18 protein-coding genes and 2 pseudogenes are annotated in these 18,293 nt (G+C 42.4%); 14 read left to right on the top strand and 6 right to left on the bottom strand.

From position 1 onward, the window contains the following. Positions 1–36 precede the first annotated feature (36 nt). From HT693_RS01030 to HT693_RS01015, 4 genes are all read right to left on the bottom strand, one after another. Positions 37–1,008, bottom strand: a complete 972-nt coding sequence (locus HT693_RS01030; protein ID WP_000858270.1) for a siderophore ABC transporter substrate-binding protein — start codon at positions 1,006–1,008, stop codon at positions 37–39. A gap of 95 nt (positions 1,009–1,103) precedes the next feature. Continuing rightward, positions 1,104–1,856 (bottom strand): ATP-binding cassette domain-containing protein, encoded by a 753-nt coding sequence (locus tag HT693_RS01025; protein ID WP_000764295.1) that lies wholly within the window; start codon positions 1,854–1,856, stop codon positions 1,104–1,106. After that, positions 1,853–2,809, bottom strand: a complete 957-nt coding sequence (locus tag HT693_RS01020; protein WP_001159838.1) for an iron chelate uptake ABC transporter family permease subunit — start codon at positions 2,807–2,809, stop codon at positions 1,853–1,855. Before HT693_RS01020 ends, HT693_RS01025 begins: the two co-directional genes overlap by 4 nt. Continuing rightward, the gene (locus HT693_RS01015) at positions 2,799–3,758 is read right to left on the bottom strand and encodes an ABC transporter permease (RefSeq protein ID WP_000777227.1); all 960 of its coding nucleotides are present in this window, start codon (positions 3,756–3,758) and stop codon (positions 2,799–2,801) included. The genes HT693_RS01020 and HT693_RS01015 overlap by 11 nt, the downstream gene beginning before the upstream one ends. A gap of 237 nt (positions 3,759–3,995) precedes the next feature. Between HT693_RS01015 and pepA the strand changes: the two genes are divergently transcribed. From pepA to pnuC, 7 genes and pseudogenes are all read left to right on the top strand, one after another. Continuing rightward, positions 3,996–5,060, top strand: coding sequence for a glutamyl aminopeptidase (gene pepA, locus HT693_RS01010; RefSeq protein ID WP_023933656.1), 1,065 nt, complete (start codon positions 3,996–3,998; stop codon positions 5,058–5,060). Between the two features lie 19 nt (positions 5,061–5,079). After that, on the top strand, positions 5,080–5,376 hold the full coding sequence (locus HT693_RS01005; protein ID WP_023933658.1) for a bacteriocin immunity protein: 297 nt from the start codon (positions 5,080–5,082) through the stop codon (positions 5,374–5,376). 1,022 nt (positions 5,377–6,398) lie between these two features. Then, entirely contained in the window at positions 6,399–6,842 is a 444-nt protein-coding gene (locus HT693_RS01000; RefSeq protein ID WP_000655206.1) for a MarR family transcriptional regulator, read from the top strand. 37 nt (positions 6,843–6,879) lie between these two features. Beyond that, positions 6,880–7,068, top strand: a pseudogene (locus HT693_RS00995) (polyketide cyclase); the annotation flags it as partial. A 14-nt stretch (positions 7,069–7,082) separates the two neighbouring features. Beyond that, positions 7,083–7,811, top strand: coding sequence for an ABC transporter ATP-binding protein (locus HT693_RS00990; RefSeq protein ID WP_050207779.1), 729 nt, complete (start codon positions 7,083–7,085; stop codon positions 7,809–7,811). Beyond that, positions 7,804–9,324 carry an ABC transporter permease/substrate-binding protein gene (locus HT693_RS00985; RefSeq protein ID WP_138704769.1) on the top strand — a complete coding sequence of 507 codons (1,521 nt, stop codon included), beginning with the start codon at positions 7,804–7,806 and terminating at the stop codon, positions 9,322–9,324. The genes HT693_RS00990 and HT693_RS00985 overlap by 8 nt, the downstream gene beginning before the upstream one ends. 344 nt (positions 9,325–9,668) lie before the next feature. Further along, a complete protein-coding gene (gene pnuC / locus HT693_RS00980) occupies positions 9,669–10,475 on the top strand; it encodes a nicotinamide riboside transporter PnuC (RefSeq protein WP_000557779.1) in 807 nt (268 codons plus the stop codon). Positions 10,476–10,640: 165 nt separating this feature from the next. Here the strand turns inward: pnuC and sczA are convergent, their stop codons facing one another. Then, complete coding sequence (gene sczA / locus HT693_RS00975) at positions 10,641–11,177, bottom strand: TetR/AcrR family transcriptional regulator SczA (protein WP_000181704.1); 537 nt, start codon at positions 11,175–11,177, stop codon at positions 10,641–10,643. A gap of 132 nt (positions 11,178–11,309) precedes the next feature. Here sczA and czcD point away from each other — a divergent pair, with 132 nt between their 5' ends. The 3 genes from czcD (at position 11,310) to HT693_RS00960 (ending at position 13,835) form a co-directional block, all read left to right on the top strand. Continuing rightward, entirely contained in the window at positions 11,310–12,200 is an 891-nt protein-coding gene (czcD, locus tag HT693_RS00970; RefSeq protein WP_000645093.1) for a cation diffusion facilitator family transporter CzcD, read from the top strand. 243 nt (positions 12,201–12,443) lie between these two features. Then, positions 12,444–12,797, top strand: coding sequence for a stress response transcriptional regulator NmlR (gene nmlR, locus HT693_RS00965; RefSeq protein ID WP_001022631.1), 354 nt, complete (start codon positions 12,444–12,446; stop codon positions 12,795–12,797). After that, the gene (locus HT693_RS00960; protein ID WP_000833733.1) at positions 12,798–13,835 is read left to right on the top strand and encodes an alcohol dehydrogenase catalytic domain-containing protein; all 1,038 of its coding nucleotides are present in this window, start codon (positions 12,798–12,800) and stop codon (positions 13,833–13,835) included. A gap of 45 nt (positions 13,836–13,880) precedes the next feature. On the opposite strand, the gene galR is transcribed toward HT693_RS00960, so the two are convergent. Then, positions 13,881–14,888, bottom strand: coding sequence for a DNA-binding transcriptional regulator GalR (gene galR / locus HT693_RS00955; protein WP_138704770.1), 1,008 nt, complete (start codon positions 14,886–14,888; stop codon positions 13,881–13,883). A 164-nt stretch (positions 14,889–15,052) separates the two neighbouring features. Between galR and HT693_RS00950 the strand changes: the two genes are divergently transcribed. From HT693_RS00950 to HT693_RS00935, 4 genes and pseudogenes are all read left to right on the top strand, one after another. After that, entirely contained in the window at positions 15,053–16,231 is a 1,179-nt protein-coding gene (locus HT693_RS00950; protein WP_172924673.1) for a galactokinase, read from the top strand. Positions 16,232–16,249: 18 nt separating this feature from the next. Further along, positions 16,250–17,731, top strand: coding sequence for a UDP-glucose--hexose-1-phosphate uridylyltransferase (locus HT693_RS00945; protein WP_101514787.1), 1,482 nt, complete (start codon positions 16,250–16,252; stop codon positions 17,729–17,731). Positions 17,732–17,800: 69 nt separating this feature from the next. After that, positions 17,801–18,061: pseudogene (locus HT693_RS00940) on the top strand (PaaI family thioesterase); the annotation flags it as partial. A 40-nt stretch (positions 18,062–18,101) separates the two neighbouring features. Next, a partial coding sequence (locus tag HT693_RS00935) for an IS630 transposase-related protein (RefSeq protein ID WP_172923968.1) occupies positions 18,102–18,293 on the top strand: 192 nt, incomplete at its 3' end.

The following is an 18,293-nucleotide window of genomic DNA, read 5'->3' as shown; positions in this document are numbered from 1 at the left end:
GATTTTCATTGAGTATTAAATTGAGTTTGAAGTGGCTTATTTCAAAGCTTTTTGTGTGTCTTCAATCATGAGTTTTGTTGATTCAAGACCTCCTCCACTTAGATACCAGAGGTCTGGTGTTAGTTGGATAATCTTACCATTTTTAGCGGCAGGTGTTTCAGCGATAAGGGCATTTTCTAGGACACCGTCGTTGCTAGAGTTGTCCCCACCGATGGCAAGAGTACGGTTGATGACAAAGAGGATGTCAGGATTGATTTCTTTGACACTTTCAAAGCTGACTTCTTGTCCGTGGCGAGAATCTTCAAATTGAGTATCAGTTGGCTTGAATTTCAAGGTTTGGTACAAGAAAGAGAAACGAGATTGGGCACCAAAGGCAGCCATTTTTCCTTCATTGAGGAGGATGGCAAGGGCTTTTTTGTCAGAGCTTTCATTTTTAGTAGCGACTTCTTGGATGCTCTTGTCTAGCTTGTCCAATTCTTCCTTGGCTTTCTGTGTACTAGTTTCACCAAAGGCGCTTGCTAGGGATTCGATATTAGTCTTGGTAGAAGTCCAGTAGTCGTCCTTGCTTGCTTGGAAGAGAACTGTTGGGGCGATTTCTTTGAATTTGTCTACGAATTTTTGTGTACGTAGGGAAGCAATAATCAAATCAGGCTCAAGGGCGGCGATAGCTTCTAAATCAGGTTCTCTCATAGAACCAACATTTTTAACTTTTCCAGCTAGGTCTTTGAGATAGGTTGGTACTGTTTTTGTAGGCATTCCAACGATATTTTTTTCAAATCCTAGAGCACGAATAGTATCCGCAGCGCCGAGGTCAAAGGTCACAATCTTTTCAGGAACTTTGGAAAGTTTGACTTCGTCTAGTGAACTTTTAATGGTTATCTCTGTTGGAGCAGAGTTGCTTGTTTCCGACTGACTAGTGCTTGAGTTTGTATTTGTACTGCATGCACCAAGTAGAAGCAAGAAGCTGGCCACTAGGGCAGTGAAATAAAGTTTAAGGGATGTTTTCATGATTTCTCCTTTTTAAAATGTGATAACGATTTAGGGAGTCTCTTGGTCTTATTGACTAAGAGACCGAAGGTTCTCTAACTTGAGCTTCTATGTTACTAGCTATAGATACAGATCTTTTTGCCATTGATATCAGCTAGCGTGATAGGAATCTCATAGAGTTGACTGAGCAGGTCAGCCTGCATGATTTGATTGGTTCTTCCCTTGCTAAAGACTTGACCGTCCTTGAAGGCGATAATTTCATCCGCATACTGGCTGGCCATGTTAATATCGTGGAGGACGATGATAATGGTCTTGCCGAGTTCCTCCACCAGTCGCCGAAGAATCTGCATCATGCTGACGCTTTGCTTGATATCGAGATTGTTGAGTGGTTCGTCCAGCAAGATAAAGTCCGTATCCTGGGCCAGTACCATAGCGATAAAGACACGTTGGAGCTGGCCGCCAGACAGACTATCGATGTAGCGGTCTTTTAAGTTTATCAGTTCCAGATAGTTCAGAGTTTCTCGAATTTTTTCCCAGTCTTCTTCTCTCAGGCGTCCTCGGCTGTAGGGAAAACGTCCAAAGCTGACCAGTTCTTCAACGGTTAATTTTGCCTGGTAATTGATCTTCTGCTTTAGGATGGTCAGTTCTTGGGCTAGTTCTTGCGAATTCCAACTCTCGATTTCACGACCTTTGATACTGAGAATTCCCTGATCTTTCTTGGTCAGTCTGCTCATGATGGAGAGGAGAGTCGATTTTCCAGCACCATTTGGACCAATGAAGGCTGTCAGTTTCTGAGGACTGACTTCAAGCGAAATGCCTTGCAAAATATCCTGTTTTTGAATGGATTTGTCAATGTTTTCCAGTTTCACCGACGCGCCCTCCTATAAAGTAAGATAAAGAATAAGAAGCCACCCACACTCTCGATGATCATACTGATGCGAATTTCCAGCGCAAAGACTCGTTCAATCAAGGCCTGCCCCAAGGTCAAACTGATAAATCCGACCAGAATGGCCACGATAAAGAGCAACTTGTGCCGATAGTCTTTGACAATTAGGTAAGTGAGGTTGGCTAGCATAAAGCCGAAGAAGGCCATAGGTCCTACCAGGGCAGTTGCTGTTGAGGTCAAAAGTACGATACCCCAGAGGAGTTCTTTCTGTTCTTTTTCAACATCGAGTCCCAATACCTGAGCTGTTTCTCTTTGCAGGTGCAAGACATCCAGAATGACTGCTTTTTGAAAGAAAAAGATTGTCAAAGCAAGGATAATCAGAGAACCAATGGCTAGGATGGAAGTGTTGAGATGTTGAAAGGAGGCAAAGAGACTATTCTGCAGTTTATCGTATTCGTTTGGATCCATCAGGACCTGAAGGAAGGTACTGATATTTCGAAAGAGACTTCCGAGGGCTAGACAGATCAACAGAATGAAGACAAGGTCTTGCTTCATCAGTGTCTTCAAGTAGCCTTGCAAGGCGAGAAAGAAGAGGGATTGAAGTAGAAGTAAGACTAGGAATTCTAAAATGGGAGACTTCCCGAGTTGAAGAAACTTACTTTCAAAAACCAGTAGTAGGGTTTGTAGTAGGACGTAGAAGGATTCGATTCCCAAAATACTTGGCGTCAGGAAACGATTTTCCGTCAGGGTTTGAAAACTAATGGTCGAAATCCCAGTCGCGATAGCTACCAAGAGATAAACGACAATTTTTTGGGAACGTAGCTTCCAGGCAAAGGCAGACAGGTGGGTGATGGGCCAAAAATAGAGGAGACAAGCTCCAATGGCCAGAATAATGAGAAGGCAGAAGAGTTTGGTATGTTTGCTTTTAAACTGCATCTTTTCGTCCCCCTCTCCAGAGAAGTAGGATAAAGACGAGGCTACCAATGATTCCTAGTAGAAGACTGACAGACAGCTCATAGGGCCGAATCAGAACTCGGGATAGGATGTCGCAGGCCAGAACTAGATTGGCACCGACTAGTGCGACGATGAGTTTGGTCTGGCTTAGATTATCTCCATAGCGCTTGCGAACAAGATTGGGAACGATGACCCCGAGAAATGGCAAGCCACCCACGGTAATCATGGTGACACTAGTCGTTAGTGCCACCAGAAAGAGGGCCAGTTTTTCAAGTAGGGAGTAGGAAATCCCCAAACTCTCGCTGGTTTCTTTCCCTAGATTCATGATAGTGAAGGTTTGGGATAATTTCCAAACGGCTATCAGGATGATGAGGCCTAAGAAGAGCCACTCATACTGATGAGTCTGAATCATGGAGAAGGATCCTTGGGTCCAAGCACTCATACTCTGAACCAGATTGAAACGATAGGCGATAACTTCTGTGACTGAGTCGATAATCCCACTATAGATGATTCCAATCAGAGGCAACATCCACCTTTCCTTTACAGTAAAAATGGTCATAAAGGCTAGGAAGAAGAGGGTAAATATGATGGATGAAACAAAAGCGAAGAGCATCTTTTGGGTTAGACTCGCAGACGGAAAGATAAAGAGGCTCAATACCATTCCCAGTTTGGCGGCTTCAGTGGTTCCAACTGTACTCGGAGCAGCAAACTGATTTTGAGTGATGGTCTGCATGAGAAGGCCTGCCATACTCATACTAGAGGCCGCAAGGAGAATACTGATGGTTCTTGGAAGACGGGACTCCTGAAATAGTAGCCAGGTCTGCTGGTCGAAAGCAAAGAGTTTTCCCCATGAAAAATCACTGGTTCCAATGCTAATAGAGAGAAAGACTAGGAGCAGAAGTAAGCCAATTAAATAATGAGAAAGTTTCATACCCCGTCCTTTCATGTAGATTTGGTATCGAAAGATACCTGCGGATATTACTGTAACATGTTTTTTCTAATCTGTCAATAAAATTTCTGACAATTTAATGTAAAAAAGAAAGAAAAATTCCTGAAAGAATATCTGTCTCTCTTTTTTATAGGAAAACTGAGTAAGAAACTATCCACCTTCCCACTATCCTTCTCCTCTAAAAAGTGGTAAAATGGATGAAAGAAAGAAGGAACTGAAATGACAACATTATTTTCAAAAATTAAAGAAGTAACAGAACTTGCTGCTATCTCAGGTCATGAGGCGCCTGTCCGTGCTTATCTTCGTGAAAAATTGACACCGCATGTGGATGAAGTGGTGACAGATGGCTTGGGTGGTATTTTTGGTATTAAACATTCAGAAGCAGCGGATGCGCCGCGCGTCTTGGTCGCTTCTCACATGGATGAAGTTGGTTTTATGGTCAGCGAAATCAAGCCAGATGGTACCTTCCGTGTCGTAGAAATCGGTGGCTGGAACCCCATGGTAGTCAGCAGCCAACGTTTCAAACTTCTGACTCGTGACGGTCGTGAAATTCCTGTGATTTCAGGTTCTGTTCCGCCGCATTTGACTCGTGGAAAGGGGGGACCAACCATGCCAGCCATTGCCGATATCGTCTTTGATGGCGGTTTTGCGGATAAGGCTGAGGCAGAAAGTTTTGGAATCCGTCCTGGTGATACCATCGTACCAGATAGCTCTGCAATCTTGACAGCCAATGAAAAAAATATCATCTCAAAAGCTTGGGACAACCGCTACGGTGTTCTTATGGTTAGCGAGTTGGCGGAAGCTCTGTCAGGTCAGAAACTTGGCAATGAACTCTATCTGGGTTCTAACGTCCAAGAAGAGGTTGGTCTCCGTGGTGCGCATACTTCCACAACCAAGTTTGACCCAGAAGTTTTCCTAGCAGTTGACTGCTCACCTGCTGGTGATGTTTATGGCGGTCAAGGCAGGATTGGAGATGGAACCTTGATTCGTTTCTACGATCCAGGTCACTTGCTTCTCCCAGGAATGAAGGATTTCCTTTTGACAACAGCTGAAGAAGCTGGTATCAAGTACCAATACTACTGTGGTAAAGGCGGAACAGACGCTGGCGCAGCACATCTGAAAAATGGTGGTGTCCCATCAACAACAATCGGAGTCTGTGCTCGTTATATCCATTCTCACCAAACACTTTATGCAATGGATGACTTCCTAGAAGCGCAAGCCTTCTTACAAGCCTTGGTGAAGAAATTGGATCGTTCAACAGTTGATTTGATTAAAAATTATTAAACATAAGGAGGTGGTAGGGATGGTAGAACCAAACCTAGAAAGCCTTGTAAAAGATCTTTACAATCATGCTCGACATGATTTGAGTGAAGATTTAGTTGCTGCTCTCCTAGAGACTGCTAAAAAACTGCCTACTACAAATGAGCAATTGCTGGCAGTTCGTCTCTCAGGTCTGGTCAATCGTGAATTGCTCAAGAATCCCAAACATCCGGCACCTGAGTTGCTCAATTTGGCTCGTTTTATCAAGAGAGAAGAAACCAAGTACAGAGGAACCGCAGTTTCTGCGCTTATGTATGGGGAGATTTTTAAAATGCTTTGATTCCATTGTGGATCAAAGTATTTTTTGGTACGACGGGCATGTCGTGCATCTGAGGTGTAAGTCCTCGGTGGGCACCTGCTACCGGTGAACCCAATAGCGATTCCTAAGCCTGACTATCGTGAGGTAGCGGATTAAAACGGTCTGGAGATAGACCGTTTTAAGTCTGACACTGGAAATAAGAATCGTTAGAGGAAGGGATAGCGAAATCGTGGCTCTACGAACAGGAAGGTGATAGTAAGGCGTATATAGCGGATAAGGGGGCCAGAAACTCTAAAGTCCAAAAAGGTAGTCGTAACCTATATGCGTAAATCACGAGAGTAATTGAATTCGGACTAAGGTTTGTGTGAAAAAGATAAATCTTTCTAGAGTCTAAAGACTCTGCGTCAGATTTCCTATTTTCACTCTAACCTTTTAACGTCCTCATATCTTGTATAAACGAGGAAAGATGTAGGACTTATCCCGTGAGGTCTCATGAGCGCTGAAAGCGTAGTAACAAGGAATCATGAGAAGTCAGCCGAACCCATAGTAGTGAGGAAACTTCTGTAATGGAAGTGGAGCGAAGTGAGGAATCGTCAAACGGTAGGGTATAGGCTGTTTGAAGGGTGCTACGAAAAAGATAGGGTAAGGTGAAATTATAGCGGGATGAAATAAGATATGAACAAATTGATTGGGGGAATTAAATCGCTTTCTATCGATGTTTTAGAAGATACAGTGCCCTAGTCCAACTTCAATATACTATAAAAGAACAGATGGAAGCAATTATGATTGACTTCTATCTTTAAAATAAATGGTCTGATAGGAAAAACGTGACTCCTCATAAAATATAGTATAGTACAGATGGAAGGCTTTTGTAGACTGGAGGACGAAGGAGTTTAGAAACTCTCGTTAAAAGTTAGTTGAACCGGAGTATGGTGATGTAAATCATTATCAAAAATTATTTCTAAATCGAAATAGTTGACAGTTGAAAGGACAAGTGTTACAATTATTCTATTCATTTCGATATCGAAATAATTGGAGGTGTTATGAAAGATAGTCATTTGCTAGCCCATCATATTCGTTTGTTGAATGGGCGGATTTTTCAGAAGTTACTGAGCCAAGATCCTGAGGCTCTTTATAGGGGTGAGCAGGGTAAGATTTTAGCGGTTTTATGGAATAGTAAAACTGGCTGCGCAACTGCGACAGATATCGCGCTTGCGACTGGGCTTGCGAATAATACGCTGACGACTATGATAAAAAAGCTAGAGGAACAAAAGCTTGTAATTGTTAGTCCGTGTGGAAAAGACAAGCGTAAGAAGTATTTAGTTTTAACGGAGTTAGGCAAGTCCCAGAAAGAAGTGGGGCATCGTGTTAGTCAGAAATTGGATACGATCTTTTACAAAGGATTTTCAGAGGAAGAAATTCGGCAATTTGAAGCCTTTCAAGAAAGAATTTTGGCGAATCTGAAAGAGAAGGCAAAAGAGGATTAAAATAGATCAAATTAGCTGTTTATAAGTAAAGGCCGCTTTCGACTTTGTTTTCCAACTCTTAGGACAAGGAAACTATGTGGTTAGTTATGGTCAGACTCAGATTGATGGCCTTGCTTATGCCCAGTACAATATCTTCCGTTTAGAAAATGGAAAAATTGTAGAGCATTGGGACAATAAGGAAGTCATGCCTAAGGTAGAAGACATGACCAATCGAGGAAAGTTTTAAAATGAGGACAAAGAATGATTGAATACAAAAATGTAGCACTGCGCTACACAGAAAAGGATGTCTTGAGAGATGTCAACTTACAGATTGAGGATGGGGAATTTATGGTTTTAGTTGGGCCATCTGGCTCAGGTAAGACGACCATGATTAAGATGATTAACCGTCTCTTGGAACCGACTGATGGAAATATTTATATGGATGGCAAGCGCATCAAAGACTATGATGAGCGTGAACTTCGTCTGTCTACTGGTTATGTTTTACAGGCCATTGCCCTATTTCCAAATCTAACGGTTGCGGAAAATATTGCCCTGATTCCTGAGATGAAGGGCTGGACTAAGGAAGAAATTGCTCAGAAAACAGAAGAGCTTTTGGGCAAGGTTGGTTTACCAGTAGCTGAGTATGGGCATCGTTTGCCTAGTGAACTATCTGGTGGAGAACAGCAACGGGTTGGTATTGTCCGTGCTATGATTGGTCAGCCTAAGATTCTCCTCATGGATGAGCCTTTTTCGGCTCTTGATGCTATTTCGAGAAAACAGTTGCAGGTTCTGACAAAAGAATTGCATAAAGAGTTTGGGATGACAACGATTTTTGTAACCCATGATACGGATGAAGCTTTGAAATTGGCGGACCGTATTGCTGTCTTGCAGGATGGAGAGATTCGTCAGGTGTCGAATCCTGAGACTATTTTAAAAGCTCCTGCAACAGACTTTGTTGCAGACTTGTTTGGAGGTAGTATTCATGACTAATTTAATTGCAACTTTTCAGGATCGTTTTGGTGATTGGTTGACAGCCCTATCTCAACATTTGCAGTTGTCACTTTTGACCTTGTTACTAGCTATTTTGCTTGCGATTCCCTTGGCTGTTTATCTTCGCTATCATGAGAAGTTGGCGGATTGGGTCTTACAGATTGCAGGGATTTTCCAGACCATCCCGTCTCTGGCCTTGTTGGGGCTCTTTATTCCCTTGATGGGAATTGGAACCTTGCCTGCATTGACAGCTCTAGTGATCTATGCGATTTTTCCGATTTTGCAAAATACCATCACTGGACTCAAGGGAATTGATCCGAGTCTGCAAGAGGCTGGGATTGCCTTTGGGATGACCAGATGGGAACGTCTCAAGAAATTCGAAATTCCACTGGCCATGCCGGTTATCATGTCTGGGATTCGGACTGCAGCTGTCTTGGTTATCGGTACGGCAACCTTGGCTGCCTTGATTGGTGCAGGGGGACTAGGTTCCTTTATCCTTTTGGGAATTGACCGTAATAATGCCAGTCTGATTTTGATTGGGGCCCTTTCTTCAGCAGTGCTTGCCATTGCCTTTAACTTCCTACTAAAAGTGATGGAAAAAGCAAAATTGCGGACGATTTTTTCTGGTTTTGCCTTGGTGACCATATTGCTTGGTTTGTCTTATAGTCCAGCTCTTTTGGCTCAAAAAGAGAAAGAGAACTTGGTCATTGCTGGGAAATTGGGACCAGAACCAGAAATTTTGGCCAATATGTATAAACTCCTCATTGAAGAAAATACCAGTATGACTGCGACTGTTAAACCGAATTTTGGGAAAACAAGCTTCCTCTATGAAGCTCTGAAAAAAGGCGATATTGACATCTATCCTGAATTTACAGGAACGGTGACTGAAAGTTTACTTCAGCCATCACCGAAAGTGAGTCATGAGCCAGAGCAGGTTTATGATGTAGCGCGTGATGGTATTGCCAAACAGGATCATCTAGCCTATCTCAAACCCATGTCTTATCAAAATACCTATGCTGTAGCTGTTCCGAAAAAGATTGCTCAAGAATATGGCTTGAAGACCATTTCGGACTTGAAAAAAGTGGAAGGGCAGCTGAAGGCAGGTTTTACTCTCGAGTTTAATGACCGTGAAGACGGAAATAAGGGCTTGCAGTCAATGTATGGTCTCAATCTTAATGTGGCGACCATGGAGCCAGCCCTTCGCTATCAGGCAATTCAGTCAGGTGATATTCAAATCACGGATGCCTATTCAACCGATGCAGAGTTGGCACGTTATGATTTACAGGTATTGGACGATGACAAACAACTCTTCCCACCTTATCAAGGGGCTCCACTGATGAAAGAAGCTCTTCTCAAGAAACATCCAGAGTTGGAAACAGTTCTCAATAAATTGGCTGGTAAAATTACTGAAAGCCAGATGAGCCAGCTCAACTATCAAGTCGGTGTTGAAGGCAAGTCAGCGGAACAAGTAGCCAAGGAATTTCTACAAGAACAAGGTTTGTTGAAGAAATGATGGGGTAGAGACTTTAAACATACTGAACTCAACTTCCTTAAACGACTAGATAAAAGAATGCTCAGACAATTTCGTCTGGGCTTTTTTGATGTGAGAATGACTGAATGTCACTTAAAATGGAAAGAAAGAGAAAATTTTCATGATTTTCTAAAATTTTACTGTAAAGACAGTTGACTATTCATAAAATAGGTGTATAATATTTTGTGAACTACTTAACAAATAAGGGGTTTCAGCTCATGTCGACTAAGGTTAGAAATCTTGTGTATAGGCAGTTCATTATCTAATAGAGCGTTGCGTCCGAAAGTCTATCCAGACACGGCTCTTTAAAAACAAAAGGAGAAATGATGCATACTTATTTGCAAAAGAAAATTGAAAATATCAAAACAACCCTAGGTGAAATGTCAGGTGGTTACCGTCGTATGGTTGCGGCTATGGCTGATTTAGGATTTTCAGGAACTATGAAGGCTATCTGGGATGACCTCTTTGCCCATCGTAGTTTTGCCCAGTGGATTTATTTGCTGGTTTTAGGAAGTTTTCCTCTCTGGCTGGAGTTGGTTTACGAACATCGTATTGTTGACTGGATTGGGATGATTTGTAGCTTGACAGGGATTATCTGTGTAATCTTTGTATCGGAAGGTCGAGCAAGTAATTATCTTTTTGGCTTGATTAACTCTGTTATTTACCTTATTTTGGCCCTACAGAAAGGCTTTTATGGTGAGGTGCTGACGACACTTTACTTCACAGTCATGCAGCCAATTGGACTTCTAGTTTGGATTTATCAGGCACAGTTTAAGAAGGAAAAGCAGGAGTTTGTCGCGCGTAAACTGGACGGCAAGGGCTGGACAAAGTATCTTTCCATTAGTGTGCTTTGGTGGTTGGCCTTTGGCTTCATTTATCAGTCTATTGGTGCCAATCGTCCCTATCGTGATTCAATCACAGATGCAACCAATGGGGTAGGGCAAATCCTCATGACAGCTGTTTACCGTGAACAGTGGATATTCTGGGCGGCTACCAATGTCTTTTCAATCTATCTCTGGTGGGGAGAAAGCCTGCAAATTCAAGGGAAATATCTAATTTATCTCATTAACAGTCTAGTTGGTTGGTATCAATGGAGCAAGGCAGCTAAGCAGAATACTGATTTACTTAACTAGGAAAAGATGTTTGAAAGTGCTGTTTTGAGATTTCGATTAAAACAGATATAGTTGATAATCAAGGATTTATAGTATGAAAAAGAGGATCGGCGGGTCCTCTTTTGTTGTTGAAAAGATAAAAAACTCAGTAACCTAGAAATAAGACAACTGAGCTTTACTCTATATTCAATTTTTAGGAATGAGAAGGTCTAGATAAAATTGGACAACTTCCTGGTCTGTGAAATCTTGACCTTTTTTGAGCCACCAGGTCAATGTCTCGATAAAGTTGGACATGACCAAGTGTTGGAGGTAAGAAGTAGGCAGATTAGGGTGGGCTTCTTTTAAATTATCAGCTAGCACGGAATAGACATGGTGTTCTAGCTCTTTATGGAGTTGACGGAGGAAGTAGTCATTTTTGGAAAATAGCAGACTGGTGATATGGTCTTGGTTTTTATGAAAATGGAGAAAGAGGTGGGCGAGGTAGTCCTCGGTTGAAATGGCTTGCTCTCTTTCAAAAAGATGATGGAAGAGGTAGCGGCAGAGCTGGTCCAGAAGAAGCTCCTTACTCTCATAGTGACAGTAAAAGGTGGATCGTCCCACATCTGCGAGATCAATGATATCCTGAACAGTAGTGGTCTCGTAGCCCTTAGCATTCAAAAGTTGTATAAAAGCTTGATAGATGGCTTTTTTGGTTTTGCTGATACGGCGGTCAATGTTAGTCATATGGACACTTAAGGCAAATTGTTCAGAACTGAATAAAGCTGACGTTTTGCTTCTATCCTTTCTTTGAGTTTTAGTGGATAATGATAATGAACAAGGTGTTCATAAATCTATTATAACAAAGGAATGAGAAATATGAAGGCAAAATATGCTGCTTGGGTGGCTTTTTTCTTAAATTTGACTTATGCCATTGTTGAGTTTATTGCAGGTGGAATATTTGGTTCTAGCGCTGTTCTTGCTGACTCTGTGCATGACTTGGGAGATGCGATTGCAATTGGAATATCAGCTTTTTTAGAAACAATCTCCAATCGTGAAGAAGACAATCAGTACACCTTGGGCTATAAGCGGTTTAGCCTGCTAGGAGCCTTGGTAACAGCTGTGATTCTCGTAACGGGCTCTGTTCTAGTCATTTTGGAAAATGTCACGAAGATTTTGCATCCGCAACCAGTCAATGATGAGGGGATTCTCTGGTTAGGAATTATTGCGATTACTATCAATCTGTTAGCGAGTCTGGTGGTTGGTAAGGGAAAGACAAAGAATGAGTCTATTCTGAGTCTGCATTTTCTGGAAGATACGCTAGGGTGGGTAGCTGTTATCCTGATGGCGATTGTTCTTCGATTTACGGACTGGTATATCCTAGATCCTCTTTTGTCCCTTGTCATTTCTTTCTTTATTCTTTCAAAAGCCCTTCCACGTTTTTGGTCTACACTCAAGATTTTCTTGGATGCTGTGCCAGAAGGTCTTGATATCAAGCAAGTAAAGAGTGGCCTGGAGCGATTGGACAATGTGGCCAGCCTTAATCAGCTTAATCTCTGGACTATGGATGCTTTGGAAAAAAATGCCATTGTCCATGTTTGTCTAAAAGAAATGGAACATATGGAAACTTGTAAAGAGTCTATTCGAATTTTCCTAAAAGATTGTGGTTTTCAAAATATTACCATTGAAATTGATGCTGACCTAGAAACTCACCAAACCCATAAGCGAAAGGTGTGTGACTTGGAACGGAGTTATGAGCATCAACATTAGAAAAAAGTGAAAAATACTTGGGTACTATCTTATTTGGAATAGAGTAATTTCTTTATTATTTAAATATTTCAAAAATTGGTAAGAGAAGAGCATTGTATAAACTCCAGATATATGATTGTTAATGATAAAAATTTTTCGATTAGGTGCAAAATGCTTGACTTGGAGTCAACTCAAAGTTATATAATAAGATAAGTGAGTTAGAGTAGCTTAAACTCAGTGAATGAAAGGAGAGGAGGTTAGCCTATGAATATTAAATCTGCCAGTGATTTGTTGGGAATTTCAGCGGATACGATTCGGTATTATGAACGGGTTGGTCTTGTGCCACCGATTACTCGTACTGCAACTGGGATTCGTGATTTTCAAGATCAGGATATAGAAGCGCTGGAATTTATTAAGTGTTTTCGTTCGACAGGTGTCTCTGTAGACAGTTTAGTTGACTATATGTCGCTCTACCAAAAGGGGGATGAAACGCGAGAGGAGAGGCTTGGTATTTTAGAAGAGGAAAAGAAAAAATTAGAGGAGCGCTTGTCTCAGTTACAGACGGCTTTAAATCGCTTAAATCTCAAAATTAAACTTTATAAGGAAGGAAAATTTTAAATGAAATCAGCAGTATATACAAAGGCAGGTCAGGTTGGACTTGCTAGCATTGAACGTCCGCAAATAATAGAAGCGGATGATGTGATTATTCGTGTGGTTCGTGCGTGCGTTTGTGGTTCAGATTTATGGAGGTACCGTAATCCAGAAACGAAAGCTGGACACAAAAATAGTGGACACGAAGCGATTGGGATTGTTGAAGAAGCTGGGGAAGCCATTACGACGGTGAAACCAGGTGATTTTGTGATTGTCCCTTTTACACATGGATGTGGTGAGTGTGATGCCTGTCTTGCTGGATTTGACGGTTCTTGCGACAATCATATTGGCAATAATTTGGGGGGTGATTTTCAGGCAGAATATATTCGCTTCCACTATGCAAACTGGGCGCTGGTTAAAATCCCTGGTCAACCTTCTGACTATACAGAAGGGATGCTCAAGTCCCTTTTGACTCTTGCAGATGTCATGCCGACAGGCTATCATGCGGCGCGTGTTGCAAATGTTCAAAAAGGGGACAAGGTTGTTGTTATCGGTGATGGGGCTGTTGGTCAATGTGCTGTCATCGCGGCTAAGATGCGTGGAGCATCACAAATTATCCTTATGAGCCGTCATGAAGACCGTCAAAAGATGGCTATGGAGTCAGGTGCGACAGCTGTTGTTGCAGAACGTGGTCAAGAAGGAATTACCAAGGTGCGTGAAATCCTCGGTGGAGGAGCAGACGCAGCACTTGAATGTGTTGGTACGGAGGCTGCTATAGAACAGGCGCTAGGTGTTCTTCATAATGGAGGGCGTATGGGCTTTGTAGGAGTCCCACACTATAATAATCGTGCTCTTGGTTCGACATTTATTCAAAATATCTCTGTAGCAGGTGGGGCAGCTTCTGCTACAACATACGATAAGCAATTTTTACTAAAAGCCGTCCTTGATGGTGATATCAATCCAGGTCGCGTCTTTACTTCAAGTTATAAACTGGAAGATATCGACCAAGCCTACAAAGATATGGATGAACGTAAGACAATTAAGTCTATGATTGTAATCGAATAAAAAACGAATAGGAGTTTTAGAACTCTATTCGTTTTTTATGTTATCCTATTCTTGATTTAGGGTACTTTCTCTTAATGTCAGTTTGGTTCCCAACATGGTCAGGCTAGGTATTTTCCGACCATGGAGTACTTCTTTGTTAAGAATATCCATACCTGCTCGGCCCATTTCTTCAGTATAAACCGTGATGCTAGAAAGGGGAGGATAAACCTGTTTGGTCAGACTAGTGTCGTTAAAGGAAATGAGGGTGACACGATCTGGCAGGCTGATTCCAGCCTCTTGAAGGGCACGGAGGGCGCCGATAGCTAAACTATCGCTAGCTGCAAAAAATGCTGGTGGGAGTTGGTCTCCCAAACTCTGAATAGCCTCCTTCATCAGGTCATAACCAGACTGGGCAGTAAAGCTTCCTTGAAAGACCAGTTCATCATGATAGATTCCTTTTGTTTGACTGTAGTTCTTAAAGTTTTCCAGACGCTTGTCCTGAATGATTTCTTCTTGATCAGTTGTTTCTTCAAGACCTGTTAGAATCCCAATGCGATTCAGCCCTTGACTGAGGAAATAATCGACAACCTGTTTCATAGCAGTGTAAAAGTCCGTAATAATGCAGGTATGTCCCATGGAAAGTGTATCACTGTCTAGAAATACAAGAGGCTTTTGGTATTCTTCAAAGGCAGAAATCTGAGCTCGACTAAATTTTCCGATACAGAGAATCCCAATCACTTCCTCGCTTAGGGTAAAAGGATGGTCATTAAAATAGCGCAAGATATCATAGTCCAGTTCTTGGGCTCTTTTTTCTATGCCTAGGCGAATCTGGTAGTAGTAGAGGTCATCCAGCTCTCCTTGTTCGCTGACCCATTGGATAATGGCAATCTTTTGCTTGGGTTTGTGGGACTCGCCTGTCTTGAGGTGCTTAGTGTAGCCCAACTCTTCAGCAACAGTTAAAATACGGTGTCTGGTTTTTTCTGTAACAGATAGGCTCTGGTCGCGGTTTAGGACATGGGATACGGTCGCGATAGAGACAGAGGCTAGCTGTGCAATGTCTTTTAAGGTAGCCATAAATCCTCCTCCTTTTAGGTTAGTATATCATATTTTTCTGCCTTTTACCGATATTTTAGTAAAAGTTTAGTAAAAAGGATTGACCTTGGAAAATCTCTTGGATACAATAGAAGAAAACGATTACACGTTAAGGTGACTTAACGGACAGTCAAAGGAGAAATCATATGACACAAGATCTTACTGCAGAAGCTCTTCGTAAAGACTTTCTTGCTGTTTTTGGTCAAGAAGCAGACCAAACATTCTTTTCACCAGGTCGTATCAACTTGATTGGTGAGCACACAGACTACAACGGTGGGCACGTTTTTCCTGCCGCTATTTCCTTGGGAACTTACGGTGCAGCTCGCAAGCGTGACGACCAAGTCTTGCGTTTCTACTCAGCTAACTTTGAGGACAAGGGCATTATCGAAGTGCCTCTCGCTGACCTCAAGTTTGAAAAAGAGCACAACTGGACCAACTATCCAAAAGGTGTCCTTCATTTCTTGCAAGAAGCTGGGCATGTGATTGACAAAGGTTTTGATTTTTATGTTTATGGGAATATCCCAAATGGTGCTGGTTTGTCTTCTTCAGCATCATTGGAACTCTTGACAGGGGTTGTGGCAGAGCATCTCTTTGATTTAAAATTAGAGCGTCTCGATTTGGTTAAAATCGGAAAACAAACAGAAAACAACTTTATCGGAGTCAACTCTGGTATTATGGACCAATTTGCTATCGGTATGGGTGCAGACCAACGTGCTATTTACTTAGATACTAACACTTTAGAGTATGACTTGGTGCCACTTGATTTGAAGGACAATGTCGTTGTTATCATGAACACTAACAAACGCCGTGAATTGGCGGACTCTAAATACAATGAACGTCGTGCTGAGTGTGAAAAAGCAGTGGAAGAATTGCAAGTTGCCTTGGATATTCAGACCCTGGGTGAATTGGACGAGTGGGCCGTTGACCAATATAGCTATCTGATTAAAGATGAAAATCGTTTGAAACGTGCTCGCCATGCTGTGCTTGAAAACCAACGTACCTTTAAAGCTCAAGCAGCCCTTCAAGCAGGTGATTTGGAAACATTTGGTCGTTTGATGAATGCGTCACACGTTTCTCTGGAGCGTGATTATGAAGTAACTGGTTTGGAATTGGATACTCTTGTTCACACAGCTTGGGCACAAGAAGGAGTTCTCGGTGCTCGTATGACAGGGGCTGGTTTTGGTGGCTGTGCCATTGCCTTGGTTCAAAAAGATACTGTTGAGGCCTTTAAGGAAGCTGTAGGCAAACACTACGAGGAAGTAGTTGGATACGCTCCAAGCTTCTATATCGCTGAAGTTGCAGGTGGCACTCGCGTCCTTGACTAGTCAAAAGGAGGCTCTATAGTGATCTTAGTAGATAAATTTGTAACACATGTCATTTCTGAAAGTTCATTTGAGGAAATGGATCGAATCTACCTGACCAACCGTGTTTTGGCACGAGTGGGAGAAGGTGTTTTGGAAGTTGAGACCAATCTGGATAAATTGATTGACCTCAAGGACCAGCTAGTTGAGGAAGCCGTTCGATTAGAGACGATTGAGGATAGTCAGACTGCGCGTGAAATCCTCGGTACTGAACTGATGGACTTGGTGACTCCTTGTCCGAGTCAGGTCAATCGTGACTTCTGGGAAGCCTATGCCTACTCTCCTGAGCAAGCGATAGAGGATTTTTATCAACTCAGTCGGAAAAATGACTACATCAAACTCAAGGCCATTGCTAAAAATATCGCTTATCGTGTTCCATCTGATTATGGAGAACTTGAAATTACCATCAATCTCTCTAAGCCTGAAAAGGATCCGAAAGAGATTGCGGTAGCCAAGTTGGTGCAAGCTAGTAATTATCCTCAGTGTCAACTTTGTTTAGAGAATGAGGGTTACCATGGTCGGATCAACCACCCAGCTCGCAGAAACCACCGGATTATCCGTTTTGAAATGGTTGGTCAGGAATGGGGGTTCCAGTATTCGCCCTATGCTTACTTTAATGAGCATTGTATCTTTTTAGATGGCCAGCATCGTCCCATGGCCATTAGTCGTCAGAGTTTTGAACGTCTGTTGGCTATCGTAGAGCAGTTTCCAGGATATTTTGCTGGATCTAATGCCGACCTGCCGATTGTGGGGGGCTCTATTCTAACTCATGATCATTATCAGGGAGGCCGTCACGTATTTCCTATGGAATTGGCTCCCTTGCAAAAGACCTTCCGATTTGCTGGTTTTGAGCAGGTCAAGGCTGGAATTATCAAGTGGCCAATGTCTGTCCTACGCTTGACTTCGGATTCCAAAGAGGATTTGATTAACTTAGCTGATAAGATTTTCCAGGAATGGCGTCAGTATTCAGATTCTAGTGTGCAGATTTTGGCAGAGACGGACGGAACACCGCATCACACCATCACACCAATTGCTCGTAAACGCGATGGACAGTTTGAGTTGGACTTGGTCTTACGAGATAATCAAACATCACCAGAACATCCTGATGGCATTTATCATCCTCACAAGGATGTCCAACATATCAAGAAGGAAAATATCGGCTTGATTGAGGTCATGGGCTTGGCTATTTTACCACCTCGTCTGAAAGAAGAGGTGGAGCAAGTCGCTAGCTATCTCGTGGGAGATGGTGATACAGTTGCCGATTATCATCAGGAATGGGCAGACCAACTCAAAGTCCAACATCCAGACCTAGCGGATAAAGAAAAAGCCCTTGAAATCGTCAAGGACTCTGTTGGTGCTATCTTTGCGCGTGTACTGGAGGATGCAGGTGTCTACAAGCAGACAGAACAAGGACAGGCAGCCTTTATGCGCTTTGTGGAGCAGGTTGGAATTTTGCCAGACTAGGAGCTTTCTCCTTGAACAGTCCTATAAAAAGTAGTATCATAGTGTCGTTTGAAATATCAGGAGGAAACAATGAAAGATTTTCATTTTGACGCTATATCTGCCTTTGAAAATTACGAAATTGAACAAATGAGAGATGGTCACGTTGTGGTGACGACCAAAGTAGTGGACTCGTCGCTCAACTACTATGGCAACGCCCATGGTGGTTATCTCTTTACCCTTTGCGACCAGATCAGCGGTTTGGTGCTCATATCTCTGGGGCTTGATGGAGTGACACTCCAATCCTCTATCAACTACCTCAAATCAGGAAAACTTGACGATGTGCTGACTATTATAGTTGCTTAGTTTCAAACAAGCATGTTATAATAAAGCTATGGCATATAGTACAGATTTTAAACAGCGAGCATTAGATTACATCAAAGAGGGGCACAGCCATGTCGAGGCAGCCAAGGTTTTTGATGTTGGCGTCAGAACTCTCTTCACGTGGGAAAAGAACTTACGTGAACAAGGACACTTAGAGAGGAAAAAGCGAGTCGTCAAAAACCGAAAGATTCCTTTAGAGGAA

Source organism: Streptococcus sp. 2154, assembly GCF_013277255.1.
GTDB lineage: Bacteria > Bacillota > Bacilli > Lactobacillales > Streptococcaceae > Streptococcus > Streptococcus pseudopneumoniae.
Note: the sequence above shows the minus strand (reverse complement) of the source record. Positions and strands in the feature narration are given on the sequence as shown.